Origin of the sequence: Acinetobacter sp. HR7 (genome assembly GCF_000773685.1) — a bacterium.
Lineage (GTDB): Bacteria > Pseudomonadota > Gammaproteobacteria > Pseudomonadales > Moraxellaceae > Acinetobacter > Acinetobacter thermotolerans.
Genome location: NZ_JPQO01000193.1, coordinates 1 through 26,117 on the forward strand (window position 1 = coordinate 1; position 26,117 = coordinate 26,117).

The 26,117-nt window shown below is 43.8% G+C and carries 30 protein-coding genes; 28 read left to right on the forward strand and 2 right to left on the reverse strand.

The window, feature by feature from the left end:
- Positions 1-60 precede the first annotated feature (60 nt).
- The gene (locus GW12_RS11535; protein WP_034587622.1) at positions 61-1,365 is read right to left on the reverse strand and encodes a peptidylprolyl isomerase; all 1,305 of its coding nucleotides are present in this window, start codon (positions 1,363-1,365) and stop codon (positions 61-63) included.
- A complete protein-coding gene (gene lptD, locus GW12_RS11540; RefSeq protein ID WP_034587624.1) occupies positions 1,365-3,818 on the reverse strand; it encodes an LPS assembly protein LptD in 2,454 nt (817 codons plus the stop codon). The genes GW12_RS11535 and lptD overlap by 1 nt, the downstream gene beginning before the upstream one ends.
- 120 nt (positions 3,819-3,938) lie before the next feature.
- Here lptD and GW12_RS11545 point away from each other — a divergent pair, with 120 nt between their 5' ends.
- The 28 genes from GW12_RS11545 to pyrF all read left to right on the forward strand — a co-directional run bounded on the left by GW12_RS11545 (position 3,939) and on the right by pyrF (position 25,944).
- A complete protein-coding gene (locus GW12_RS11545; protein WP_034587626.1) occupies positions 3,939-4,952 on the forward strand; it encodes an aminoglycoside phosphotransferase family protein in 1,014 nt (337 codons plus the stop codon).
- Positions 4,953-5,642, forward strand: coding sequence for an N-acetylmuramate alpha-1-phosphate uridylyltransferase MurU (murU, locus tag GW12_RS11550; protein ID WP_034587627.1), 690 nt, complete (start codon positions 4,953-4,955; stop codon positions 5,640-5,642). It begins immediately after the preceding gene.
- A gap of 85 nt (positions 5,643-5,727) precedes the next feature.
- Positions 5,728-6,360: a 16S rRNA (guanine(527)-N(7))-methyltransferase RsmG gene (rsmG, locus tag GW12_RS11555; protein ID WP_034587628.1), complete on the forward strand. Its 633-nt coding sequence runs from the start codon at positions 5,728-5,730 to the stop codon at positions 6,358-6,360.
- Between the two features lie 25 nt (positions 6,361-6,385).
- The gene (locus tag GW12_RS11560; protein ID WP_034587631.1) at positions 6,386-7,168 is read left to right on the forward strand and encodes a ParA family protein; all 783 of its coding nucleotides are present in this window, start codon (positions 6,386-6,388) and stop codon (positions 7,166-7,168) included.
- Positions 7,165-8,052, forward strand: coding sequence for a ParB/RepB/Spo0J family partition protein (locus tag GW12_RS11565; RefSeq protein ID WP_034587632.1), 888 nt, complete (start codon positions 7,165-7,167; stop codon positions 8,050-8,052). The genes GW12_RS11560 and GW12_RS11565 overlap by 4 nt, the downstream gene beginning before the upstream one ends.
- A 24-nt stretch (positions 8,053-8,076) precedes the next feature.
- Positions 8,077-8,709, forward strand: a complete 633-nt coding sequence (locus tag GW12_RS11570) for a MotA/TolQ/ExbB proton channel family protein (protein ID WP_034587635.1) — start codon at positions 8,077-8,079, stop codon at positions 8,707-8,709.
- Positions 8,710-8,717: 8 nt separating this feature from the next.
- Positions 8,718-9,140 (forward strand): biopolymer transporter ExbD, encoded by a 423-nt coding sequence (locus GW12_RS11575; RefSeq protein ID WP_034587636.1) that lies wholly within the window; start codon positions 8,718-8,720, stop codon positions 9,138-9,140.
- Positions 9,140-10,867: a lipid A export permease/ATP-binding protein MsbA gene (gene msbA / locus GW12_RS11580; protein ID WP_034587638.1), complete on the forward strand. Its 1,728-nt coding sequence runs from the start codon at positions 9,140-9,142 to the stop codon at positions 10,865-10,867. Before GW12_RS11575 ends, msbA begins: the two co-directional genes overlap by 1 nt.
- Positions 10,868-10,869: 2 nt before the next feature.
- Entirely contained in the window at positions 10,870-11,874 is a 1,005-nt protein-coding gene (gene lpxK / locus GW12_RS11585; RefSeq protein ID WP_034587640.1) for a tetraacyldisaccharide 4'-kinase, read from the forward strand.
- A gap of 12 nt (positions 11,875-11,886) precedes the next feature.
- Positions 11,887-12,648, forward strand: coding sequence for a 3-deoxy-manno-octulosonate cytidylyltransferase (gene kdsB, locus GW12_RS11590; RefSeq protein ID WP_034587642.1), 762 nt, complete (start codon positions 11,887-11,889; stop codon positions 12,646-12,648).
- Positions 12,649-12,662: 14 nt separating this feature from the next.
- Positions 12,663-13,649 carry a DNA polymerase III subunit delta' gene (locus tag GW12_RS11595; RefSeq protein WP_034587644.1) on the forward strand — a complete coding sequence of 329 codons (987 nt, stop codon included), beginning with the start codon at positions 12,663-12,665 and terminating at the stop codon, positions 13,647-13,649.
- A 15-nt stretch (positions 13,650-13,664) separates the two neighbouring features.
- Complete coding sequence (locus tag GW12_RS11600) at positions 13,665-14,006, forward strand: PilZ domain-containing protein (RefSeq protein ID WP_034587646.1); 342 nt, start codon at positions 13,665-13,667, stop codon at positions 14,004-14,006.
- 28 nt (positions 14,007-14,034) lie between these two features.
- Positions 14,035-14,808 (forward strand): TatD family hydrolase, encoded by a 774-nt coding sequence (locus GW12_RS11605; RefSeq protein WP_034587648.1) that lies wholly within the window; start codon positions 14,035-14,037, stop codon positions 14,806-14,808.
- 43 nt (positions 14,809-14,851) lie between these two features.
- A complete protein-coding gene (locus GW12_RS11610; RefSeq protein WP_034587650.1) occupies positions 14,852-15,466 on the forward strand; it encodes a TetR/AcrR family transcriptional regulator in 615 nt (204 codons plus the stop codon).
- Positions 15,467-15,475: 9 nt separating this feature from the next.
- The gene (locus GW12_RS11615; protein ID WP_034587652.1) at positions 15,476-16,036 is read left to right on the forward strand and encodes a Tfp pilus assembly protein FimT/FimU; all 561 of its coding nucleotides are present in this window, start codon (positions 15,476-15,478) and stop codon (positions 16,034-16,036) included.
- Positions 16,026-16,463, forward strand: a complete 438-nt coding sequence (gspI, locus tag GW12_RS11620) for a type II secretion system minor pseudopilin GspI (RefSeq protein WP_161788390.1) — start codon at positions 16,026-16,028, stop codon at positions 16,461-16,463. Before GW12_RS11615 ends, gspI begins: the two co-directional genes overlap by 11 nt.
- Positions 16,460-17,092 carry a type II secretion system protein GspJ gene (locus GW12_RS11625; protein ID WP_034587654.1) on the forward strand — a complete coding sequence of 211 codons (633 nt, stop codon included), beginning with the start codon at positions 16,460-16,462 and terminating at the stop codon, positions 17,090-17,092. Before gspI ends, GW12_RS11625 begins: the two co-directional genes overlap by 4 nt.
- 9 nt (positions 17,093-17,101) lie before the next feature.
- Entirely contained in the window at positions 17,102-18,049 is a 948-nt protein-coding gene (gene gspK, locus GW12_RS11630) for a type II secretion system minor pseudopilin GspK (protein WP_034587656.1), read from the forward strand.
- A gap of 145 nt (positions 18,050-18,194) precedes the next feature.
- Entirely contained in the window at positions 18,195-18,791 is a 597-nt protein-coding gene (locus GW12_RS11635; RefSeq protein ID WP_034587657.1) for a 6-carboxytetrahydropterin synthase, read from the forward strand.
- 45 nt (positions 18,792-18,836) lie between these two features.
- On the forward strand, positions 18,837-19,553 hold the full coding sequence (gene ung, locus GW12_RS11640; protein ID WP_034587658.1) for a uracil-DNA glycosylase: 717 nt from the start codon (positions 18,837-18,839) through the stop codon (positions 19,551-19,553).
- A complete protein-coding gene (locus tag GW12_RS11645) occupies positions 19,550-20,674 on the forward strand; it encodes an enoyl-CoA hydratase/isomerase family protein (RefSeq protein ID WP_034587659.1) in 1,125 nt (374 codons plus the stop codon). The genes ung and GW12_RS11645 overlap by 4 nt, the downstream gene beginning before the upstream one ends.
- A gap of 3 nt (positions 20,675-20,677) precedes the next feature.
- Positions 20,678-21,199: a tRNA adenosine(34) deaminase TadA gene (gene tadA, locus GW12_RS11650; protein ID WP_034587661.1), complete on the forward strand. Its 522-nt coding sequence runs from the start codon at positions 20,678-20,680 to the stop codon at positions 21,197-21,199.
- A 51-nt stretch (positions 21,200-21,250) separates the two neighbouring features.
- Entirely contained in the window at positions 21,251-21,682 is a 432-nt protein-coding gene (locus tag GW12_RS11655) for an SRPBCC family protein (protein WP_034587663.1), read from the forward strand.
- Between the two features lie 17 nt (positions 21,683-21,699).
- Entirely contained in the window at positions 21,700-22,383 is a 684-nt protein-coding gene (gene cmk / locus GW12_RS11660) for a (d)CMP kinase (protein ID WP_034587665.1), read from the forward strand.
- Between the two features lie 105 nt (positions 22,384-22,488).
- Entirely contained in the window at positions 22,489-24,165 is a 1,677-nt protein-coding gene (gene rpsA / locus GW12_RS11665) for a 30S ribosomal protein S1 (RefSeq protein ID WP_034587667.1), read from the forward strand.
- A gap of 162 nt (positions 24,166-24,327) precedes the next feature.
- Entirely contained in the window at positions 24,328-24,633 is a 306-nt protein-coding gene (locus GW12_RS11670) for an integration host factor subunit beta (protein ID WP_034587669.1), read from the forward strand.
- Positions 24,634-24,649: 16 nt separating this feature from the next.
- Complete coding sequence (locus GW12_RS11675; RefSeq protein WP_034587671.1) at positions 24,650-25,015, forward strand: lipopolysaccharide assembly protein LapA domain-containing protein; 366 nt, start codon at positions 24,650-24,652, stop codon at positions 25,013-25,015.
- A gap of 248 nt (positions 25,016-25,263) precedes the next feature.
- Entirely contained in the window at positions 25,264-25,944 is a 681-nt protein-coding gene (pyrF, locus tag GW12_RS11680) for an orotidine-5'-phosphate decarboxylase (RefSeq protein ID WP_034587673.1), read from the forward strand.
- Positions 25,945-26,117: the final 173 nt, after the last annotated feature.

Consider the following 26,117-nt stretch of genomic DNA (forward strand, 5'->3'; position numbering starts at 1 on the left):
GGGTTCAGCGGACGCTTACATAAAAAACCGGCCTAAGCCGGTTTTTGTAGATGTATAAGATTAGTTCTTCTTGCGATCCAGTGAAGGGTCTTTAATCTCGACAAAGGCATTGTTACGGATTTCACGTAACCAGCTGTCTAGTTCGGTATCAAACTGACGTTCTCCAAGTAACTGGCGAGCCATACGTTCCTGATATTCCTGAGTCATGTCCTGCTGACGTGTATCAGTGACTTGCAGGATATGCCACCCAAACTGACTTTGGAAGGGTTCACTGATCTGACCTACAGGTGTATTTTTCATACGCTCTTCAAACTCTGGCACCATGACACCTGGACTGACCCAACCAAGGCTGCCACCATCACGTGCTGAACCTGGATCATTCGAGAAAGTGGATGCCAATACGGCAAAGTCTTCACCATTTTTTAAACGGCTATGAAGACTATCAATCATCTGTTTCGCATTTTCAGGGGTCACGACTTCAGATGGCTGAATCAAGATATGACGGGTCTGGTACTGCGAAACGATTGCTTTTTGATCACCTGCTTTACGGTCGATCAGTTTCAGGATATGAATACCATCACGTGCTTCAATCGGTTCAGAAGTTTGACCAGGTTGCAGGGTGGTCACACGTGAAGCAAGTTCATCAGGAATAGCTGAGATATTGCGATAGCCCATATCAGCGGCTTCAACTTTAATACCATCTTTTGAATGTTTCTTTTCTAGTGCTTTTAGATCTGTAGTATTTACTAGATCAGCTTTTACTTTACTCGCAACTTGAGCTGCATTTTCACCTGACACACGAACATGTTGTACATGTACCTGGCTGCCTAATAAGGCTTGACCTTGTGGGGTTTTCAGGAAGTTTTCTACGTCCTGATCGCTTACTTTGATCCGTGAAGTTACGACTTGTTGACGTAAACGGTTAATCGCCAAATCTTCGGCAATACGATTACGAAGTGATGCATAGGTATTTGGTGCAATGGCATCCAGTTTTTGCTGGAATGCTTCCAGGCTTGAAGAGCCTGAGTCACGAGCAACTTTTAATACAGCATCATTCAGGGCTTTTTCATCTGGACGGATGTTATAGCGCTTAACTTGTTCCAATTGAGCCTGACGCAAGATAAGTTGTTCTAAAGCCTGTTGCTGCAAAATCTGTTGTGGTGGTACAGTTTTATTTTGCTTTTCTAGTTGATGGGAAATTTCAGCAATCCCTTGTTCGAGATCACTACGTAGAATGACGCTATTGTCGACAACAGCTACAACTTCATCCTTGGTCTGTGCGACAGCAAAGCTTGGAATTGCTGCAGATAGGCATAGCGCAAGTGTTGTTGCTTTAAAAAATTGTTTTAACTGTTTTGTCTTCATTAACGTTCTGTCCAAGTCTGATTGATATTATTAAAGCCCAGAATACGGTTTTCTAGCAATGATGCCAGTTTATTATTAAAACCACCTAATCCGCGTAAGCTGACTTCTGCCATAATCATACGTTTTGGTTTGACGCCTGCTTCATTGACATCATCCAAGTCATTGTAATATGAGCGGCCATATACCGAAACACCCCAACAGCATGACTCATAGTTCACGCCAAGTAAATATTCGCGGGCAACATGATTATCCATATCATATTGAGCATGTCCGATCAGGCGCCAGTTGTTGGATACTGGTTGAATAAATGAACCCACCACCTGATCATAGCTCTTCTGGCGATCAGCAATATCTTGGCGATAGAAATAACCAATGTTATACAGATTGCCTTTTTCACCTGTGTAATAAGCCTGAACATCACGTTGGGCATTATCACCATTTGACATCCATGCCGAATTAAAGCCTAAGCGCAGGTTTTCTGAAAGTTGACTGGTTAATTGAACCACTGGGCCGGTATGAGATTCACGGTCATATTCATCCAGATCACGTTCTAAGTTGACACGGCGATCTTCAAAGAAAAAACTTTGACCGACACTGGCACGTAATCGTTCCAGACCAATATCATCAAACAGGCTGTAACTCAGCCCGACTGAGGCAAAGTTGTTGTCTTCTAATCGGTCATGACCATAGAAGCGTCGTGGACTAAAGAGCTGATCATAGCTGATGGATGCATTCACGGAATCAAAGTTGGGTTGGTCTTCCTGATTCTCGTAAGGGGCATAAGCATAGAACAGGCGTGGTGTTAAAGTTTGTAGGTAACGACCTTCTTTTTCAAAAATTAAACCTGCATCAAGCGTGAATTCCGGTACTACGATCGATGTACTTTCACTTGAACTATTGATACTGTCTAGATTGTCACGAGTATCCTGATCATAAAAAGTATTCACATTACGCAATGATGCTTGTGGAATCAGGAAGGCTCCAGGAGTACGATAATTGTAACGTACTGCTAAATCATTATAGATACGGGTACCGCTTGGTTCATAACTATCAAGAGATGGATGTAGATTGCCAATATCTTTTTTAAAGTAAGCAGTATCGTGATTGGCTTCAAATTGCCAGCCTAATGGATTACCGGTTTTATAGTTCACCAGAAACTGTGGAAGGCGAGCATAAGGACGATCTTCATCTGCCACATCAGGGTCAAGCGTTTGGAAATCTTCAACTTTAAGCTGTGCTTTTAAGCCAGGAAGTCCATTTTTGTAATTTAGTTCCCATGCACGACGTAAATTCAGATCAGTTTTAGAATCTGGGCTATTATTCAGATCAGAGAAAAAGTCTTTGTCTGAAGCATAGTTGTATTCCAGATTGGTCGAGAACTGCTCGTTAATCTGCCAGTCATGGCGAAAATGCAAGTCTTTACGATCTTCGTCATTATAGCTTTTATCTGAAGGTAGAATGCTACCCCAGATCTGACCATAACCGAAATTCTCGGTTAGATAGCGGAATTCACCATTCAGCATGGCACCACGATCTGCAATAAAGCGTGGGGTAATGGTGGCATCATAGTTCGGTGCAAGGTTCAGATAAACTGGAACACCAAGCTCCAAGCCACCGTCATTGGTAAAACCAAAACTTGGCGTCAGAATGCCGGTAGTACGACGGTCATCGATTGGGAAATTGAAATAGGGTAGGGCTAAAACAGGCACTTCTTTAACATAAAGTTTGGTGTTACGAGTTTCACCGCGGCCTGTTTCCTGATTTAGCTTAATTCGATCGGCCTGAATTTTCCAGGTTGGTTTTTCATCCGGTGGACAAGTGGTATAAGTTGCATTTTCCAATTCGACTGTGTCAGTCGAGGTCTTGGCGATCTTGTCAGCACGACCATGTGCATGCTGCTGTTCTGCAATATAGAAGCTGTTATTCAGGTCACCTTGCTGAGTTTTGAGATTGTAATTAATGTCATCACTCTGTGAGAGCAAACCAGCTTGTGCTAGCTGGACACGACCCTGAGCTTTAGCATAAGTTTGGGTTTGATCAATGGTCACTTTATCCGCACGAATCTGACGACCTTGCTGGTCAATGACCACATTACCTTCCAAATAGGAATCACCATTGGGGTTGTAATGACCATAATCAGCAGTCACGGTCGACGTTGCTTGTTCTGGATCTACTGCTTCAACTTCAGGAGAAACTGGCGTAATCCAAGTGCCTTTACAATAGGCTGAGCTTAAATATTGTCCCTGACGTTGCTGCGCTTCCGGGCTGGATTTGTCTACATAATATTGGGAATAAAAGGCTTCACCCGGATAACTTTCCTGCAGGCTATTATTCTGTTGCGGCGTAGTATTGGTTGATGAGTCATTTTCTGCAGCATAGCCGGTGATTGAGCTACCACATAACAAAGTTAAAATCGCAGTCGCTAAAGGATTATATTTAAACTGATGCTTCATTTGTCTCATTAACCAATCATGCTTAATCGCAATTAATTATTGTCGCATCATAGAGAAAAAGTTGATAAGTAGCTACACTTAGCACTTTAAAAACTCAGCCTGTATTAGAATTTATTGCAAATGAATACTCAACGCGAACAATTGATTCAATCTTGGATTGCATCTGTACTCGGTTCAGATCAATTTGAAACTCATTTTTTAGCAGGCGATGCCAGTTTTCGTCGTTATGCACGAATCAAACTGAATAATAAAACATTTATGTTGATGGATGCACCACCAGAAAAAGAAGATTGTGTGCCTTTTGTGACGATTGATGAATTTTTTGATGCAAATGAGGTTCGTGTGCCACATATTGTGGCCAAAGACCTGGAAAATGGCCTGTTGCTGCTAGAAGACTTCGGTAACGTGATGTTGTCAGATCTGTTAAATGACGACACTGTTGATGCTTATTATGAACAAAGTTTTAAACAGTTAATTCAGATGCAGTCCATTCCGGGTGAAGGACATTTCCCGGAATATGCTTATGAAAAGCTGATTTCGGAAATGGAGTTACTCACCGACTGGATGTTGCCAGCATTAAACGTGGTTCCTAACGAAGCGGAAGCTGCACTGATCAAACGTACTTTTGCCATTCTAGCCAATGCGGCATTGGCTCAGCCACAAGTGATTGTGCATCGTGATTTCCATAGCCGTAACCTGATGAAAATTGAAGGTGAAACCGAGCTAGGTGTGATTGATTTTCAGGATGCGGTGATTGGTGCAGATACTTATGACCTGATCTCGATTACCCGTGATGCCTATGTGCAGTGGAATGCGGACCGTGTCTATCGCTGGTTTGAAACTTTCTATCACTTGTTGCCAGCTTCATCCAAAGAAGGTCGTGATCTGGAACAATTTAAGAAAGATGCGGATATGGTGGCCATTCAACGCCATATCAAGATATTGGGTATTTTTGTGCGTTTGTTTGTACGTGATGGCAAGTCGGGCTACTTGAAAGACCTGCCACGTGTGATGTGGTATTTATTGGAAGAAACCAAACCTTATGCCGAGCTGCAGCCATTTATGCAGTTTATTCGTGAGCGTGTATTGCCAGCCTTTGAAGATAAATATGGTATTTATGAGGTGGCTGCATAAATGAAAGCGATGATTCTGGCAGCCGGTCTGGGGAATCGCATGCGTCCCTTGACCCTGCATACCCCAAAGCCTCTCTTGGAAGTTGGTGATAAACCTTTAATTGTCTGGCATATTGAAAAGCTAGCTGGTTTGGGGGTAACTGAAATTGTCATCAATACTGCCTGGCTGGGTGAAAAGCTGGCACAGGCTTTAGGTGATGGTTCGCAGTTCGGTGTCAAAATTTTATGGTCACATGAAGGGGAAGGGCTGGAAACCGCAGGCGGGATTATTAATGCTTTACCTTTGCTGGGTACGGAGTCATTTATTCTGGTCAATGGCGATGTTTGGACCACCATGGATTTTGCTCCACTCTTAAAGGTAGAACTGGGTGAAAATTTGGCACATCTAGTACTGGTAGATAACCCGCCTCAGCATCCGCAAGGGGATTTTAGCTTGGCTGAAGGAAAGGCTTATACCTTCGAACAGAATGTTCAGGGTGAAAACCTAACCTTTAGTGGTGTATCTGTGATTCATCCAAAAATGTTTGATGGTCTGGAGCAGGGTAAACGTCCATTAGCCCCTCTTTTAAAAGAAGCGATGCTGGAAAATAAAGTCTCTGCTTCCAAACTGATCGGTGACTGGGTGGATGTTGGAACGCCAGAGCGTTTAGTTGCACTGGATGCTGCAATTCGTGAAGGGAAGTATGCTTAAGTGAATATTCACTAAGCACTCCCTGCTGTGCCAATATGGAGAAAGCGTTATACTTTCTCCCAATTTTTTCGAGCGTTTATTGTTTATGCATACGTTTTTTCAGGAATTAAAGCAGGGTAGCCAGGCTTTAGGTTTAGCATTGAGTGATGAAGCTTTAAATTTATTACTCAAGTACCAGGACGCTTTGGTGCTGTGGAATAAGGCATACAATCTGACTGCGATCCGTGATCCGAAAGAAATGCTGATCAAGCATTTGCTGGACAGCCTCAGCATTTTAAAAGACTTACCACCGGGTCGTCTGCTCGATATTGGTACAGGTGGTGGTATGCCGGGCATGATTATTGCGCTATGTCAGCCGGAACGTGACTGTGTGTTGCTTGATTCCAATGGTAAAAAAATCCGTTTCCTGAAACAGTTTATCGCTGACCTAAAATTAAAAAATGTCATTGCGGTGCAAACCCGAGTTGAAAATGAAGATAGCATCAATGAACTGGGCAAGTTTGATGTGATTACCAGCCGTGCATTTGCGTCGTTAACTGATTTTGTAGATGCATCGAAACCGTATATGCATGAAAAAAGTACTATTGCTTCTATGAAGGGGCTGATTCCTCATGATGAAGTGGATACTTTAAAAAATGAATTCAGTTGTGAGATTATTGAACTCAAAGTTCCGCGCTTAGACGAACAACGTCATTTACTTCTATTAAAACGAATTTAAGATTTTCAAAGGAATTGGGGTCAACATGGCACAAATTATTGCGATTGCAAACCAGAAGGGTGGCGTTGGCAAAACCACAACCGCAGTAAATTTGGCGGCATCTCTGGCAATATTAAAAAAACGTGTGCTGCTGGTGGATATGGATTCGCAAGGGAATGCCACGATGGGGTCGGGCATTCAGAAAAATGACCTACTGTATTCCGTGACAGATGTATTGCTGGGTGAAGTGCCGATTGAAACAGCAATTACTAAAGCCGAAGTAGGATATAAGGTCTTAGGTGCGAATCGTGATCTAGCAGGGGTTGAACTAGCGATTGCAGAACAGGATGGTCGTGAATTTATCTTACGTGATGCACTGCAGGAAATAGAATCTTTATTTGACTATATCCTCGTTGACTGTGCACCTAGTCTGAGCCTGATTACCGTCAATGCGCTGGCAGCTGTTGATGGTGTGATCATTCCTATGCAATGTGAATACTATGCACTCGAAGGCCTTGCAGATTTAACTCAAACGATTGACCGTATTCAACAGGCATTGAATCCTGATCTGCAAATTGTGGGTGTATTACGGACCATGTTCGATCCGCGTAATGCCTTAACCCGTGATGTCTCTGAAGAATTACAACAATATTTTGGCAAGAAACTCTACGATACTGTGATTCCACGTAATATTCGTCTGGCTGAAGCACCAGCGCATGGTTTACCGGTGATCTATTTTGAGAAAAGTTCCAAGGGTGCAGTTGCTTACCTTAATCTGGCGGCTGAAGTGTTAAAGAAAAGTAAAGTGAAAAAAGGAAGTAAAGCATGACCGTGAAGAAACGTGGACTCGCCAAAGGTCGTGGTTTGGATGCATTACTGGGGTCAATTCAAAAAGAAAAACTACAGTTAGAAGCACAAGGTCTGGATCATGGTCAGCTCAAGCAGATTGATGTGCATCTGCTGAAGCGTGGTGAATATCAGCCACGTCGCTATATTAATGAGCAGGATCTGCAGGAACTGGCCGCTTCGATTGAAAAGCATGGCATCATGCAGCCGATCGTGATTCGTCCGGTAGATGATGAACGTCATCCATATGAAATTATTGCCGGTGAGCGTCGCTGGCGTGCAGCACAGTTAGCTGGTCTGACTGAAGTTCCAGCAATTGTACGCGAACTGAATGATCAGGTCGCGATTGCACTGGCCCTGATTGAAAATATTCAGCGTCAGGACCTGAACCCGATTGATCAGGCTTTGGCATTACAACGCTTCCATGATGAATTTGGTTTAAGTCATCAGGAAATTGCGGATACCGTTGGGAAAGCACGTACTACAGTCAGTAACTTACTGCGCCTTCTAACTCTGGCTGAACCAGTGAAAGACTTTATGCAGCAAGGTTTGTTGGATATGGGGCATGCACGTGCGATTTTGACTTTAAAAGCTAAAGATCAATTGAAAGTTGCTGAAATGGTGATTGAAAAAAGCCTTTCGGTACGTCAGACTGAACAATTAGTTCGTGATTTAAATGCACCAAAACAAGATAAACCAAAGCAAGTTGTTGCGCCGGATATTCAGCAACTGACTCAGCGTTTATCTGAACGTTTTAGTGCAGATGTAAAAATTGATTATAACAAGCAGGGTAAAGGGAAACTTGTCATTAGCTATCATTCATTGGAAGAGCTGGACGGTATCCTATCGATCCTGGATGTAGAATAATTTTCTTGATTGGGGATAAATCAGATGTGGGAGTTGGTAAAAGCGGGCGGGTGGTTGATGCTGCCTTTGGTATTGTGTTCGATTTTTATGGTGGCAATCGCACTGGAACGAATCATTCGTTTGAAAAAGAGTGTGGTGTTGCCCCAAACTCTTCTGATTGGTCCTCAGCAAAATGCTGCACAGGTGATCCAGAAACTTAATTCCGATGTTGCCTTACAGCGTACAACACTAGGACGCGTTTTTGCTGCTGGTGCAGCAAGTGGTCATCAGACGGAACAATATGCTCGTGCTCAAATGGAAGTGGTGGCATCACAGGAAATTGGGTATCTGGAAAAGAATATCAATTTCTTGGGAACCTTAAGTGCAGTTGCACCTTTGCTAGGTCTTTTAGGAACTGTGCTTGGGATTATTGAATCTTTCCTGATGATTGATGTGGGTACGACCAGTGATCCAGTGTTGATGATGCCAGGGATTTCGAAAGCACTGATTACCACAGCTGCAGGGATGTTGATTGCCATTCCAGCACTATTTGCTTATCGTTATTTCCAACGTCTGGTGCAGGAATATGTGGCAGAGCTGGAGCAACAGGCAACTTTATTTCATGCAGATCTTTTCTACCACTCTGATGTCGGTGTAAACCTTCAGAAGGCAAGCTGAGGTAGGGCATGAAATTTAAACGTAATCAGGTAGAAGAGATTCATATCAATCTCACGCCGATGATTGACTGTCTGCTGTTCATTTTGGTCTTTCTATTGTTGTCTACGACTTTTAGTCAGCTGAGTCGGATGAATTTGACTTTGCCAGATGCACAGGGTGTGCCGCCGAAAAATTTTGACCAAAAAATTGAAGTGACTGTGGATGCCAACGGTCATTATGCGGTGAATGGTCAATCTTTGGCGAGTAAAGAAGTTGCTGATTTAAATACGGCAATTAAACAGATTTCTAATGAACGCCGTGATTTAATGTTTGTCATTGCGGCGGATGCAAAAGCAGCACATCAGGATGTGATTCGTGTTATGGATGTAGCAGGTCAGCTTGGCTTTGTAAACATCAATATCAGTACCAAAGTCCCCACTCGAGGTTATTAGTGAAGCAGGATTTAAAAGTCTATTTTCGCCTTCTAAGGTATTTAAAACAGTTTTGGGGAGTGGCTTTACTGGTCGTTCTCGGCTTTGGGTTGAACGCTGCAACTGAGGTTTCTGTCGCAAAACTGCTAGAGCGTATTATTGAGGCGATTCAGACCCGAGATCGTGGCTTTACCACACTCTTTCCATTTCTTGTTGTCTTGCTGATGTTTTTTCGGGGGACTGGTTTATTTCTCGGTGGTTATTTTACCGCGGTCATTTCCCGTAATCTGGTCTTTAATATCCGTCAGGAAGTGTTTGCTAAATTGATGCGTCTCCCAGCGCAGTATTTCTTGGATAATACTAGTGGGCATATTACTGCCAAAATTATGTACAACGTTGAGCAGTTAACAGCTGCGACAACTGAAGCTTTAAGAACCATTATTCAACAAGGTTTAATTACCATTGCGCTGTTGGGCTATCTGCTTTATACCAACTGGCGTCTGACCATGTGTATCCTGATTTTCGCGCCAGTTATTGGCTGGATTATTAGTCAGGCTTCACGACGTATGCGTAAACTCTCTAAACAAGTTCAGGATACGATGGGTGATGTCAACCATGTAGTGCAGGAATCTGTGAATGCTAATATGGTTGTCAAAGCTTTTGGTGGGCAGATATATGAGCAGGAACGTTTTAAGAAGCACTCTTTGGAAAATCTGAAACGTGGCCTGAAAATGGTAGTGGTTCAGCAGCTGAATAGCCCTGTGGTGCAGCTGATCATGTCGATTGCACTAAGTATTGTGATGTTTATTGCCTTACGTCCGGAAATTCTGCGTGATACTTCAGCGGGTGAGTTTGTGTCTTATATTACTGCTGCGGGTATGCTGGCCAAGCCAATCAAAGCTTTAACCGATGTGAATGAAAAAATCCAGCGGGGTATGGCAGCAGCATATTCCGTGTTTGAACTGCTGGATATGCCAGAAGAGCAGAATAGCGGTACTTTAACTGATGAACTCAAAGGCAATATCCAGTTGGAACATGTCAGTCTAACCTATGCGGATGGTCATCAGGCTTTGAATGATATTGGCCTGGATGTGAAAGCAGGTGAAACTATTGCCTTGGTTGGCCGTTCGGGTGCGGGTAAAACCTCTCTAGTTAATCTTTTGATGCGCTTTCAGGAAGCGACTTCTGGTCGAATTCTGTTTGATGGGAAAGATATCAAAGATTTTGAGTTGAATGCACTACGTACTCAGATTGCGATGGTGAATCAGCAGGTGGTGCTGTTTAACCGCACCGTACGTGAAAATATTGCTTATGGTCAGCTCGAAGGTGCTACTGACGAAGATATCATCGCAGCAGCCAAAGCAGCTTATGCACATGACTTCATTATGGCCTTGCCAAAAGGCTATGATACAGAACTCGGTGCACAGGGGTTGAACCTGTCAGGTGGTCAGCGTCAGCGTATTGCCATTGCTCGTGCTATTCTGAAAAATGCACCAATCCTAATTTTGGATGAAGCGACCAGTGCACTGGACAATGAGTCGGAATACTTTATCCAACGTGCTTTCGATGCCGCCATGCAAGATCGTACCACCATTGTGATTGCTCACCGATTATCTACCATTGAAAATGCAGACCGGATTGTGGTGATGGATCAGGGTCGTATTTTAGAGCAGGGCACCCATCAACAATTACTGGATAAGAAAGGTGCTTATTATCAGTTACATCAACGTAACTTTGAGGAACACTGATCATGTCGCTGGCACAAGTCATTCAGGATGCCTGGAATATACAGGCGAAATGGCTGGTTGTGCTGCGGCCATTATCTTGCCTGTACAAAATTGGCTTTAACCTGAATAAAACGCTTTATCAAAAAGGGTTTAAAAAAAGTTATACCGCACCTGTGCCAGTCATGGTGATTGGGAATATTACGGTGGGTGGTAGTGGGAAAACTCCGCTGTTAATCCATTTAGTAGAGTATCTAACTCAAAAACATGTCCGTGTTGGTGTGATCAGCCGTGGTTATGGTGGTAAAGGTCCATTTCCATGTTATGTAGATACTCAGGCGACAGCGGAAACAGTCGGAGATGAACCCGCACTGATTGTGCAGTCGACAGGCGTTCCAATGGCAGTGGGTCCAAATCGTCAGCAGAGTATTGAGCTGCTACTGTCCAAACATGATCTGGATCTGATTATTTGTGATGATGGTTTGCAGCATTGGGCTTTAAATCGACAGATTGAATGGATTGTGCTCGATAATAATCGTGGGCTGGGTAATCAAAAATTACTGCCTGAAGGTTATCTGCGTGAACCAGTTGATCGTCTGAAAACTGGAACCGTGATTGAACATGCGGCTCATCCACAATCTGAATTGCATATGCATCTTGCACCTGCACAGCCATATTTGCTCAATCGTACAGAATATCAAACTTTTGATCCAAACCTGCCTTACTATGCCGTGGTTGGTATAGGCTTTCCACAGCGTTTTTATCACACGCTGGAAAGTCTGGAGATTCAGCAGTTTCAATGTCATGAATTTCCGGATCATCATGATTATGAAATCGAAGATCTGGACTTTGAAGATCATTATCCGATTATTACTACAGAAAAAGATGCAGTAAAAATCATGGCATTGCTGAAACAGAATCCAGAGTACAATCGTGATATCTGGGTGGTACCAGTAGAAGCTGTATTATCACCAGCATGCTATCAAGTTTTGAAGCAGCAGCTGCTTGAACAGGGTATTTCTATTTCTTAAGGCCTATTTATTATGAAACACATTGTCATTCCAGCCCGTTATGCCAGTTCACGTCTGCCGGGTAAACCGCTGCTTGAGATTCATGGTCGTCCGATGATTTTGCGTGTTGTGGATCAGGCCCGTAAAGTTGAAGGCTTTGATGACCTGTGTGTCGCTACGGATGATGAGCGTATTGCTGAAGTCTGCCGTGCTGAAGGAATCGATGTGGTGATTACGTCTAAAGACCACCCATCAGGTACTGATCGTCTTAGTGAAGTGGCTCGTATCAAAGGCTGGGACAGTGATGACATTATTGTCAATGTGCAGGGTGATGAACCTTTATTGCCAGCACGACTGGTGCAGCAAGTAGCACAACTTTTAGTTGATCAGCCGGAATCATCCATGTCGACTTTGTGTGAGCCAATTCATGCATTAGAAGAATTTCAGCGTGACAGCATCGTGAAAGTGGTGATGTCCAAGTATAATCAGGCGCTATATTTTAGCCGTGCTACTATTCCTTATGATCGTGATGGTGCTAAACAGGCCGAGCAAAAACTGCATGATCAGGCTTATCGTCATTTAGGATTGTATGCTTACCGTGTGAAGTTGCTGCAGGAATATGTGACTTGGGATATGGGCGTACTGGAAAAGCTGGAATCACTGGAGCAGTTGCGTGTACTGGAAAATGGTCACCGTATTGCCATTGCTGTAGCGGAAGTCAGTCTGCCACCGGGTGTAGATACCCAGCAAGATCTGGATCGTCTGAACCAGCTTAATCCATCTGCTTTTGCTTAACTTGAGAGTTTGCCATGCCGCTTGATGCTACCGCACATATCTATCCCTGGCAGCAACAGGTTTGGGACACACTGACTGGGCGTTTTCCCAAACTTGGGCATGGCTTGCTGTTTTATGGCAAAAAGGGCTGTGGCAAAGAAGCCTTTACCAAGCAATTCCTGGCTTGGGTGCTTTGCCAGAATCGGCATGTGCGTAATTTACCCTGTGGCGAATGTGGCAGTTGTCAGTGGCTAAAAGCAGATACCCATCCGAACTATGTCTATGTCAGTACGGATGAGGAAAACAAAAAGCAGAATGCCAAGATCAAGATTGAAAAGATTCGTGAGCTGTTGCCCTTTGTGCAGCAGACCGTTGATGGCTGGCGGGTGATTGTGATTGAACCGGCTGAAGCATTAAATATTGCTTCTGCCAATGCCTTGTTGAAAACGCTAGAAGAGCCGGGCGAAAATATCGTGATTATTCTGCTGGCCGATCATTACTTGAAACTGCCAGCCACGATTCGTAGTCGTTTACAGCATTTTGCTCTAGACCGTATTAGTCCAGAACAGGCCAGCCAGTTTTTGGCTGAGCATCTGCCAGATGCGGGTAATTCACAGCAGCAGTTACTGATGAATCTGGCCAATCAAATGCCCTTGCAAGCCCTTGAAGTTGCACAAAGTGCTTGGATGCCAATGCGTCAGGATTTTCTTCTTGACTGGCAAAAACTGGTCATAGACAAGAATATGCCGATAGCGATTGCGACCAAATGGAATAAAAACCTGAATTTCAGTGAATTCAGTCAAATGTTTGAATACTTGTTGTCGGATTTGATTTGTGTCAAGCTAAATCAGGCCATCAAAAATATTGACTTAAAATTTGAGCTGTTGGCTGAACAATATTCATTAGAGCAACTTTTTAATATTTATGGGGAGTTTCAGCAGTCCAAACAATATCTGGAGCAGAATGTGCAAAGCAATCTGGTACTGGATCAATTGTGTATCCGACTGATGAATCTTGAATAAAAGAAGGAGAACAATATGCAATCACGTATGGGCGGTATTATTCAGGCCAATATTCCTGATATCGAGACCCTGTTTGCCAGTTATATGCCATTTGTCGCCGGTGGTGGCCTGTTTATTCCTTCTAATCAAAGTGTGCGTCTGGGTGATGAAGTCTTTGTGCTGGCGACCTTGCCTGAACAATCTCAAAAAATTCCTTTAACTGGAAAAGTGGTCTGGGTATCGCAAAAGCAGAATGGCATTAAACCGCAAGGCTTTGGCATTCAGTTAAGCGGTGAAAAAGGTGTTTTCTTCAAAAATGAAGCAGAACGTCTGGTGGCAGGGCTTAAATCTACAGGGCGTAGAAGTTACACTATGTAGATATTCTCCCTGTACATAGGAAAGCGCCGTGTTTGTAGATACCCATTGTCATTTAACCTTACTTGACTTAACACCTTATGACGGTGATCTGGATTTGGCGCTGGCACAGGCGCGTGAAGCCGGGGTCTCAAAATTCATGAGCATCTCGGTGGATCTGGATGATCATATCGAGCTGGAAAAAATTGCTGCACGTCATGCCGATGTCGGTTATAGCGTCGGTGTGCATCCTTGTGAAGATCCAGCCACCATGGCACGTGCCACGACTGAATACTTGGTTGAATTGGCTCAACCGGAAAAAGCTTGGGCAATTGGTGAAACGGGTCTGGATTATTTCCATAGCACAGATTTTATTAAAGAACAGAAAGAATGCTTTGCCCGACATATTCATGCTTCACAGATTGTAAAAAAACCGGTGGTGGTACATACCCGTTCTGCTAAGCATGACACCGTTGATATCATCCGTGCCGAAAAATCAACGCATGGCATTTTGCACTGTTTTACTGAAGACTGGGAAACAGCCAAAGCAGTTTTAGACTGTGGTTATTATGTGTCTTTTTCCGGTATTGTTTCATTTAAAAATGCCCAGGATTTGCGTGATGTGGCGAAACAGGTACCACTAGATCGCGTCCTGATTGAAACCGATAGTCCTTATCTGGCGCCAGTGCCATATCGCGGTAAATCAAATGAACCAAAATACGTTCCATTTGTAGCCAAAGCCTTATCTGACGTATATGATAAGAGTCTGGAAGAGATGGCTGCAATTACCATGCAGAACTTTGAAAATCTTCTAAATTTAAAGTAAAAAATTGAATTGAATAAGAGCAGAAGAGAGTTATAGGGTGAAGATGGATCGTCAGGCTCAGTTTCGAGCAAGAGAAACCTTAATTTTTCAGGTCGCTGAGCAATTGCTACTGGAAAATGGCGAAGCCGGCATGACGCTAGACGCGTTGGCTGCGGAACTGGATTTAGCCAAGGGAACACTCTATAAACATTTCCAGAGTAAGGATGAGTTGTACATGCTGCTGATCATCCGCAATGAACGCATGCTGCTGGAAATGATTCAGGATACGGATAAGGCCTTTCCGGAACACCTGGCTTTCTTCATGCTGCATCATCTGCATCATCCGGAACGTACCGTGCTGTTCCACCAGATTGAAGAACGTTTATCTACGACTGGTGTCGGCATTCAGCAACTGTTTAACGAGCTGTACCAGATTCGTAAGCAGCGTTTGCGCCTGATTATTCGTATGACCGAAAGCTATCTGGCTTCGATTCAGAGTAGCATGCCAGTCCGTGATTACTTGGCTTCAATCTGGTCACTGACCCATGGCGCGGCAGCAATCCTGAATTCAAGTTTCTACCAGCGTTATCTTGGTTCTCGCGATACGTTACGCGTGGCTTATATTGATCAGGCACTGGCTTTACCAAAAAAGTTTAGCTCGGTCGAGCAGTGTGCTTAAAGGCATTCAATGAACAGACAATCGCTACCATCACAGCGTGGTTTTACCCTCATCGAGTTGATGGTGGTGATTGTGATTATGGGCATCATGGCATCGCTAGTGCTGCTGAATATTGGTGGCGTTGATCAGCGTAAAGCCATGCAGGCACGTGAGGTATTGTTGCTGGACTTACAGCGTATTTTGCGTGAAGCCAATGATCAAGCACGGGTACTGGCTTTAGAAACCAAAGCTGCTACAGATGTCAGTCCGTTTCAATACAGTGTGGTGGAATATCAGATAAATCCAGAAAATACTGATTTCAGGTTGAACAGCACACCACAAAAATGGATTCCCTATACTGAATTTAAAACTCAAACCTTGCCAGATCATGTCTCTTTTCAGGTTCAACTTCTAGATCAGCGTTATGAAAATGCGCAAAATCGTGATCTGACAGCACAGGATGCACCAAAGCTGATCTGGCTGGGTAATGGGGAAGTCAAACCGGTACGGATTCAATTCTATCTTGATAATAATGAAGTCGGTTCTGCGATTGAAATCGACCACCTGGGTAAGATTGTTGATGAAGAATAAATCACTTTCAAATGTCACATCACTTTATAGATCAAACAGTGCTCGACATGGCTCAGGCTTTACCTTGCTCGAAGTGATGGTGGCACTTGCGATTTTTGCCACTGCAGCGATGGCATTGACCAAGGTCGCGATGCAATATACCCAATCTACGGCACATGCCATTTTGCGTACCAAAGCCCAGTTTGTGGCTCTAAATGAAGCTGCACAAATGGAGATTAATCAGGAATGGTTGACTGGAACTTCATCTCGACGAACTATACAGCAGGGTGAAACCTGGCAGATTGATAAAAAATCTGAACCGACGATTAGTCCCAATGTGCAACGTGTGGAGATTCAGGTCAGCATCGTCAATGCAGATACCGGGCAGGTGGAATCAGGTGTCAGTAGTCTGGTGTTCTTTAATCATCGGGTGAATCAGACACAATGAAAAAGAATGGTTTTACTCTGGTTGAACTTCTGGTGGCGATTACAATTTTTGTAATCTTATCTGCATTGGGTTGGCGGGTCTTTGATCATGTAAGGGTGACGCGTGATCAGAATGCAGTACATGAGCAGAAATTGAACCAGTTGCAGCAAGGCTATCAGCAGGTTTTGCGTGATATGGTGCAAACTGTACCTTTAACCGCAAATTTTAATGGCGATATTCAGCCAGCTTTGGTGTTGCAAAATGGTCGCTTTAATTTCAGTAAAATGGGCGTGACGGATCCATTGGAACAAGGCATTGCACCAGATGAGCGGGTGGAATACCAATACCGAGCCGATGAGCAGAAAGTCTATCGATTAAAATATAGGAATTTGAACCAGACTGGACGTGATCAGCCAGAATCCAGTGTGCTCATTAGTGATGTCGAGCAGTTCCAGATTATCGCACTCAATCCAAATGAATTAAGCCAATGGCCTGAAAGCGGATTAGATTTAAATAAAATTGAAAACAAGCAACTGTTACCTAAAGGCATCAAGATTAATCTGATGGTGCAGGGGGGGCAGTATGAGTGGCTGTTTAGCCTGCTGAATACTGATTATCTTAATAATAACAATAACACCAGCAGTTCTTAGGGTGAGAGCATGAAGCAGCAATACGGCATCGCATTAATTACCATTCTGGTGATGATTGCTCTGGCAACTATCTTGGCAGCGACGATTGCCAAACGTCAGGCTGCAACAGCTGAAAGTACAGCTTATCTGATGCGCCAAAACCAGTCACTGATGTATGCCAAAAGTGCTGAAGCTTTTTTTTCTGAACTACTAGTTGATGATGCTGAAAATGCGGCTGATGTTGATCATCTGAATGAAACCTGGGCACAATCGATGCCACCTTTTCCGGTTGAAGATGGTTATGTCATGGGAAGGCTAGAAGATGAATCTGGAAAATTCAATCTGAACAGTCTGGTAACAGCTGATGGTGCGGTGAATGAACCGGCAAAAAAATGGTTTGAACTGATCTTAAAGCGAGTTGGACTATCGGAACAACTCAGCGAAGCAGTGATCGACTGGCAGGATTCAGATGAACTTCCAATTGGCCCAATGGGCGCAGAGTCCAATTATTATCAAGGCCTGCCGAATGCGGCCTTGCCACCGAATGCCAAGTTTCATAGCGTCGAACAGCTGAAATTGGTACGCGGCTTTGAAGATAATCGCTATAAACTTTTGATGCCTTATGTGACGACAGCTCCACTGAGTGACAGTCAGGTGAATATCAATACGGCACCGGCAGCTGTGCTGGCCAGTTTGGATGAAAAGCTGGATGTGAATGCTGTACAACAGGCATTGGATCAGAAATTTGGTCAGCAGGAACATTTTGCGAATGTCTCTGATCTGTGGCAGACACCACCATTTGATCAGGTCGCTGTAGAAAACAGAAACCAATTTGCTAGTCTACTCGGTGTAAAGTCAAACTTCTTTAAAGCACGTATTGAAGTGCTGTTAAGTGAACGTAAACGCCAATTCACGAGCGATCTGGTACGTGAAGACAATAAAGTCTATGTGGCTTATCGTAGTATGGCACCATTTTAAATTTTTAAGCTTAAGCAAAGAGTAGGGAATGTTACGGTTTAATCCGTTTTGTCTATTAACGTGAACTGCAAAATTAATCCTCCTGTCTATACTTTTGCTTTATAATTGCAGGGAATTCACCTATTTTTTGACGACATTACGGCACATGTTAATTCGTAAGTTATTTAAGTTTGAAAATGCTCATATCGTGCGGAATTGCACATCGGATCGCTGCAAGCGTTCGATTCATGGTCATAGTTATAAAGTAGAATTATTATTGAAAGCATCTAAGCTCGACCATGGCCAGATGGTATATGACTTCGGCTTATTAAAAGGTGTAATTAAAGACTTTTTTGATTCTTTCGATCATGCGATCTGCTTCTGGCAGAACGATAATCCTGAGTATATTCAGGCATGCAAGAATTTTAGTGCACGTTGGGTGTCGTTGCCAGTGTCACCATCTGCAGAACAGTTCTCCCGTATTTTCTTCTTCTTGGCGCAGCAGGTGCTAGCTTCCACCATTACCCAGAATGGTGAAGGGGATGTCGAGGTGTATTCGGTGATTGTTCACGAAACCGATACAGGCTATGCACAAAGTTTCCTAGAAGATATTGAAAATGAGCAGATGGGTACTCTGAGTCTGGATCAGATCGAATTCTCTGAACAGGTACAGGCTGAATGGACTGATCCTGATATGTTCAACAAACTGAAACAGGGTGTGCCATTCCATAATCCGACCGTAGATCTACAGGTAAAAGTTTAAGCTGTCCCGGTTTTAAACTAGATGACATCAATTTAGGATGAAAGCATGTCTTTATTAGCTGAACAGCAGATTGCCAAACTCAATAAAGTCCAGTTGGATGATAGCTGGAAATATGAGCTGAGCGACTTCCTGCTTGGCTCAAAAATGGAATCATTACGCACCTTTCTGATTGAAGAAAAACGCGCAGATAAAGTGATTTATCCGCCAAATCATCTAATTTTTAATGCGCTAAACACAACACCACTGGATAAGGTCAAAGTCGTGATCTTGGGGCAGGATCCCTATCATGGACCAAATCAGGCACATGGCTTGAGTTTTTCTGTACAAAAAGGTGTTGCATTACCGCCTTCTTTACGTAATATTTTTCATGAGTTACACTCTGATTTAGGTGTCCCTATTCCTAAACATGGTGACCTGACCCACTGGGCGCAGCAAGGGGTATTACTTCTGAATGCTGTTCTGACAGTAGAAGCGGGTCAGCCGACTTCGCATCAAAAACGTGGCTGGGAAGAATTTACCGACCATGTGATTGATGTCATTAATGAGCAGCGTGAAAATGTGGTTTTTATTCTTTGGGGTGCATACGCGCAGCGTAAAGGACAACGCATCGACCAGAATAAGCACCTAGTATTGAAAGCCGCCCACCCATCGCCGTTATCGGCAAACCGGGGTGGTTTTTTTGGCTGTAAAGTATTTTCGAAAGCAAACAATTATCTTAAACAACATGGCATTGAGCCCATAGACTGGCAGCTGGACGCATGACATATTCTCCCGTATCAAAACAATACCACTCGGACCTGATTGTCGAAGAAGCCCAAAATGGATGGCGAATCGTACGTTTAAATCGTCCGAAATCTTTACACGCACTGGATGAAACCATTGCAACGGCTTTACTTGAGGTCTTCGAGGACTTTCATCACGATAACAGTGTAAAAGCGATCTGGCTAGATTCGACCACACCAAAAGCATTTTGTGCGGGTGGAGATGTACGCAAATTGCGTCAGCTGGTCATTAATGATGAAGTGGCAACAGCCAACAAATTTTTTGAACAGGAATATGCTTTAGACCTGTTATTACATAACTATGCTAAACCCGTACTGGTCTGGGGTGAAGGTTATGTTATGGGTGGTGGTCTGGGTCTATTTATGGCCGCACCATTCCGTCTAGTAACGCCATATTCACGCTTGGCGATGCCAGAAATTAATATCGGGCTGTATCCGGATGTTGGTGCAACTCGCTTCCTGGCAGACCGTGGCGCGATTGGTTTGTTTACCGGTTTAACCGGTTCGATCATGACCGCAGCGGGTGCTTATGGGATCGGCTGGGCTACCCATATCTGTGATATGCAGCGTGATGCAGTGCTGGACAAGATGGTCAATATTGATTGGGATCATTATCCAGCAGGCGATTTCCGTGCGATTGATGACACACTCAACAGCATGCACCGTCCGGTTGGTCCTGGACCGCTGCAAAACTCGCTGGATGTCATCCAAAGTGTTTGCCGTGGTGTGAACTTTGAACATGACTATGAAGCTATTGTAGGTTTAAGCGATGCACGTAGTGACTGGCTGCGTCAAGCGAGTGAAAACCTGCAAAAAGGTTCTCCTGCAACAGCAGCCTTGACTTGGTTACTCTGGCAGTGGGGTAAAGGGCTACCGTCATGGAATGAAGTATTTGCACTGGAAACCCAGATTTCAGACTGGAAAATCCGTCATCCAGACTTTGTAGAAGGTGTGCGTGCACGTCTGGTCGATAAAGACCTATCTCCAGAATGGAAAAAAGGCACTGATCTCAGTTTAAAAGGCATTTTGGGTAACAATCCACCAGTGACTAATATTGACAGCTGGAATGCTTTGTTAAGACAGTATAGCGTGATCAGCTGATTCATGACCGACCACATTCAAACCGATGAAGAATGGATGCAGTTTGCCTATGAGCAGGCTGCATTGGCCGCCGAGCAGGGTGAAATCCCTGTCGGTGCCATAATTGTCAGCAATAATCAGATTATTGGGCGCGGCTTTAATGCCCCAATTTCATCTAATGATCCGACAGCACATGCTGAAATTGTGGCGATTCGTGAAGCCTGCCAGAACATTGAAAATTACCGCCTGCCTGAAGATGCTGCCCTGTATGTGACTTTAGAACCATGCACCATGTGTGTTGGGGCACTGGTACATGCGCGTATTTCCAAAGTGGTATTTGGTGCCATGGAGCCCAAAGCAGGTTCGCTAGTTAGCGTTCGTCAGCTGTTTGAAACCGGCTACTATAATCACGTATTTGAATTTGAAGGCGGCTGCCTGCATGAAAAATGTTCGCAGCAGTTGAGTGCTTTCTTTAAAATGCGCCGCGAGCAGAAACGACAACAAAAGTTACAAGAAAGACAAAACGGTGATCAGAATCAATCCTGATTTCTGTTTAGTATGAGCTTTGAAAATAACAACCTAAAAACAGGACGCCTTATGGACACCATACAAGTAAAAAAAGAATTTCCTGCACCTTTGACTCAGGTATTCGATCTGCTTTCTAAACACTCGACTTATAACGTAGCTTTTGCACCTATTCAGGTGGAACGCATTCAGGATTCTGCTGATCCAGAACGTCCAGATGGAATAGGTTCAGTCCGCAGCCTGGGTTTTGGTCCTATTAAGCCGCTGAAAGAGCAGATTACGCTGCTGGAACCAAATTCCCGTATCGAATACAAAATTATTCAAAATCCTTTGGTGAAACATCACCTTGGAATTATTGAGTTTGAAGCGCTTGGCGATGACAAGACGCTGGTGACCTATACCATCGAATTGCAGGTACGAGCGCCATTTGTCAGCAAATTAATCCTTGCACAGTTAAAAGCAGGCATTAAACTAGGCTTCGCGAAACTCGCAAAATCTGTTTAAACAACAATGGAAAAGCAATGACAGTTCAAATTATTACCATTGATGGGCCAAGTGGTTCAGGCAAGGGAACACTGGCAGCAAAAATTGCCAAACATTATGGTTTTCACCTGCTGGATTCTGGCGCGCTATACCGTTTGCTCGGATTGTCATTGCACCAACAAGACCTGATTGATTCACTGGATACAGAACTGGAAAAATGCGTACACATTGCTACAAATTTAGACATCCGATTCACAGGAACTGAGAGTGGTGTACAGGTATGGCTGAATGGAGAAGATGTGACCCAGACCATCCGTACCGAACGGGTTGGTGAATATGCCTCAAAAGTGGCGGCAATTCCTGAACTTAGAGCTGCTTTGGTGGGTCGTCAGCATGCTTTTGCCCAGACCCCGGGTCTGGTGGCAGATGGTCGTGACATGGCGACCAGTATCTTCCCGAATGCAAAGGCAAAAATTTATTTGACTGCATCGGCTGAATCGCGTGCGAACAGACGTGTAAAGCAGTTGCAGGGTATGGGGCTGGATGCTAAAATAAACGACATTTTAGCTAATATACAAGCTCGAGATAAACGAGACATGGAACGCACTGTCGCTCCGCTCAAGCCGGCAGCAGATGCCTACATTATCGACAGCTCAGAATTGAGCATCGATGAAGTATTCAATCTGATGACCGCTTATATCGACAGCAAATTAGCTAATTAACGAATACAGCAGACGCATAGCTTGATCAGTTTTATATGGACTATGTAGACGCTTAACTAAACCGGCCTTGTCTGATCCAAGACCGCTGACTTTATCGGAAATATCATGACCGAATCTTTTGCAGCCCTCTTTGAAGAAAGCGAATTAAACCTCAACGTTGAAAAGGGTGCAGTCATCCAAGGCGTTGTAGTTAGCATCGACTCTGACTGGGTAACTGTTGACACTGGCCTTAAATCTGAAGGTATTGTTGACCGTGCTGAGTTCTTAAATGAACAACGCGAACTTGAAGTTCAAGTTGGCGATACTGTAGACGTAGTTGTTGAAGCTCTTGACAACGGTATGGGTCAAACAGTTTTATCACGTGAAAAAGCGAAACGTGCTGAAACTTGGACTAAACTTGAAAAAATCTTTGAAGACGGCGAAATCGTTACTGGTGTTATCTCTGGTAAAGTTAAAGGCGGTTTCACTGTTGACATCGGTCCAGTTCGTGCGTTCCTTCCTGGTTCACTGGTAGACACTCGTCCTATCCGTGACACTACTCACCTTGAAGGTAAAGAGCTTGAATTTAAAGTAATCAAGCTTGATGCTAAACGTAACAACGTTGTTGTTTCACGTCGTGCTGTTATGGAAGCTGAATCTTCAGCTGACCGTGAAGCTCTTCTTGCTCAGCTTGAAGAAGGTCAAACAGTTACTGGTACTATCAAAAATCTTACTGACTATGGTGCATTCGTTGACCTTGGCGGTATTGATGGTCTTCTTCACATCACTGACATGGCTTGGAAACGTATCAAGCACCCTTCAGAAGTTGTTGAAGTTGGTCAAGAAGTTACTGTTAAAGTACTTAAATTCGACCGCGAACGTAACCGCGTATCTTTAGGCCTGAAACAACTTGGCGAAGATCCATGGTTAGCGATCATGAGCCGTTACCCTAAAGGTTCTATCGTTAAAGCTCGTGTAACTAACCTGACTGACTACGGTTGCTTCGCTGAAATCGCTGAAGGCGTTGAAGGCTTAGTACACGTTTCAGAAATGGACCACACTAACAAAAACATCCACCCATCTAAAGTTGTTCAGATCGGTGACGAAGTTGACGTTATGGTTCTGGAAGTGGATGAAGAGCGTCGTCGTATCTCTCTTGGTATCAAACAAACTCGTGCTAACCCATGGGAAGAGTTTGCTAAAAACCACGAGAAAGGCGAAAAAGTATCAGGTACTATCAAGTCAATCACTGACTTCGGTATCTTCATCGGTTTGCCAGGCGGTATCGATGGTCTAGTTCACCTGTCTGACATCTCTTGGAACGAACAAGGCGAAGAAGCGATTCGTCGTTACAAGAAAGGTGACACTGTTGAAGCGGTTATCCTGTCTGTAGACGCTGAAGGCAACCGTATCAGCCTTGGTATCAAACAGCTGAACAGCGACCCATTCAACGACTTCCTTGCTGCTAACGAACGCGGTGCGCTTGTTAAAGGTACTGTAACTGCTGTTGACGCTAAAGGCGCTACAGTTAAGTTAGCTGACGAAGTTGAAGCAACTCTGAAAGCATCTGAAATCAACCGCGACCGCGTTGAAGATGCAACTAAGTTCCTTGAAGTTGGTCAAGAAGTTGAAGCTAAGATCATCAATGTAGATCGTAAATCTCGCTCTATCAACTTGTCTATCAAAGCGAAAGACGAAGCTGAAGAGAAAGAAGCAGTAGCTAACCTGAAATCAGCTGCAGCTAGCCAAGACAACGGTCCTAAAACTATTGGTGACCTGATCAAGGCTCAAATGAGCAACTAAGTAAGGGTCGGAATGTATTGTTAATGTAATTTAACTAATATTTTCTGCACGATTACTGTAAACGGTAGCGTAGTATTTAATTATTGCGCTACCGTTTTGTATTTAAACAGGTTATTATCGGAATAGAGAGTCCAAGTAGCTTGATAATTAAAGAGGTCGCAGATGACTACTGAAGCACTTAATAAGTCTGATTTAATAGAGCGTATTGCGCTGAAGAACCCGCATTTGGCTGAGCCTTTGGTCGAAGAAGCGGTGAAGATCATGATTGACCAAATGATTGAAGCGCTATCTGCTGATAACCGTATCGAGATTCGTGGGTTTGGTAGTTTCGCGTTACATCATCGTGAACCACGTATTGGCCGTAACCCCAAGACTGGAAAGTCTGTTGAAGTTGCAGCGAAAGCAGTACCACATTTCAAGCCGGGTAAAGCATTACGTGATGCTGTAAACGAATCAGCCCAGAAATAATTTCCCGGAGTGTTCTATGCGTTACGTGTTGATCGTTTTACTACTGGTTTTATTTGGTTATTCACTGGCACTGGTATTGCAGAATGGTACTGAGCTTTCTGTAGACCTGTTATTTACTCAAGTGCCTGCAATGCGCCTAGGCCTGCTATTGCTACTGACTCTGGCATTAGGTGTTGTGTTAGGCTTGTTATTGGGTGTGCAGGTATTCAAAGTGTTCCAGACCAACTGGGAAATAAAACGACTGCGTAAAGATATTGACCACTTGCGTAAAGAGCAGCTGAATACAGCGAAGCTCATGGCAGCCGAAGCAGCTGCACATACCCGTCATGAAAAGACGGTTGTAGATATCCATCCACAGGATCGTCCTTCCAGCCCTTTATAAGGATGTGATGTCAGACTTATGAATATTTGAAGTTCTCCTGATTTTTTAAAGCACTCTGGGTTTTGCTCAGGGTGTTTTTTTATGCCAGTATATTGATAAGTCTATTATAAATATAATTATTTAAAATTTTCGCTTTAGGAATAAGGCACTTAAATTAAATCAGTAGAGGATTTTTATACTTTAAATCTTTGTACAGGCAGCTGAAATCCGTATAATGCGTTAATTTTGTCAATTTGAAGGGTCTTGTTATGAGTATTATCGTTGCCTTGGATGCCAAAAGCCAATATGACGCTTTAACGATTGCCGAGCAGTTAGACCCTCAGCTTTGCCGTGTTAAAGTGGGTAAAGAGCTGTTTACTCATGAAGGTCCATCTGTGGTTAAGGCGCTGCAAGACAAGGGCTTTGAAGTATTTCTGGACCTGAAATTCCATGACATCCCGAATACTACTGCACAGGCAGTGTGCGCAGCTGCAGACCTGGGTGTATGGATGGTAAACGTACATGCTTCAGGTGGCCGTAAAATGATGGAAACCTGTGTCGAACGCCTTAAAGCTGGTAACTACAATACTCAGTTGGTCGCGGTAACTGTATTGACTTCAATGGGTCGTGAAGACCTGAAAGACATCGGTTTGGATATCGAGCCATTTGAGCATGTAAAACGTCTGGCGACCTTGACCAAAGAAAGCGGTCTGGATGGTGTAGTCTGTTCAGCGCAAGAAGCAAAAATGCTGCGTGAAACACTAGGTCAGGACTTTGCTCTTGTAACCCCGGGTATCCGTCCTGAAGGTTCAAATGCGGATGACCAAAAACGTATCGTGACCCCTAAACAGGCAATGTTGGATGGCTCAACCCACCTAGTCATTGGCCGCCCAATTACTAAGTCTGAGAACCCGCGTCAAACCTTAAAAGATATTCTGGCTACTTTGTAATTTAGTAAGCCAATACGACAAAAAGCCTTTCACTTGAAAGGCTTTTTTTATACATTGTGTTCTACAGGATAAAAATAAAAAAGGGAGTAAGCATCCGGCTAACACAGCCTTACCAAGCGATCCTATAAGCCTTAATTTAGTTCCCACCTAAAAACAAGTGGGGACTTAATCCA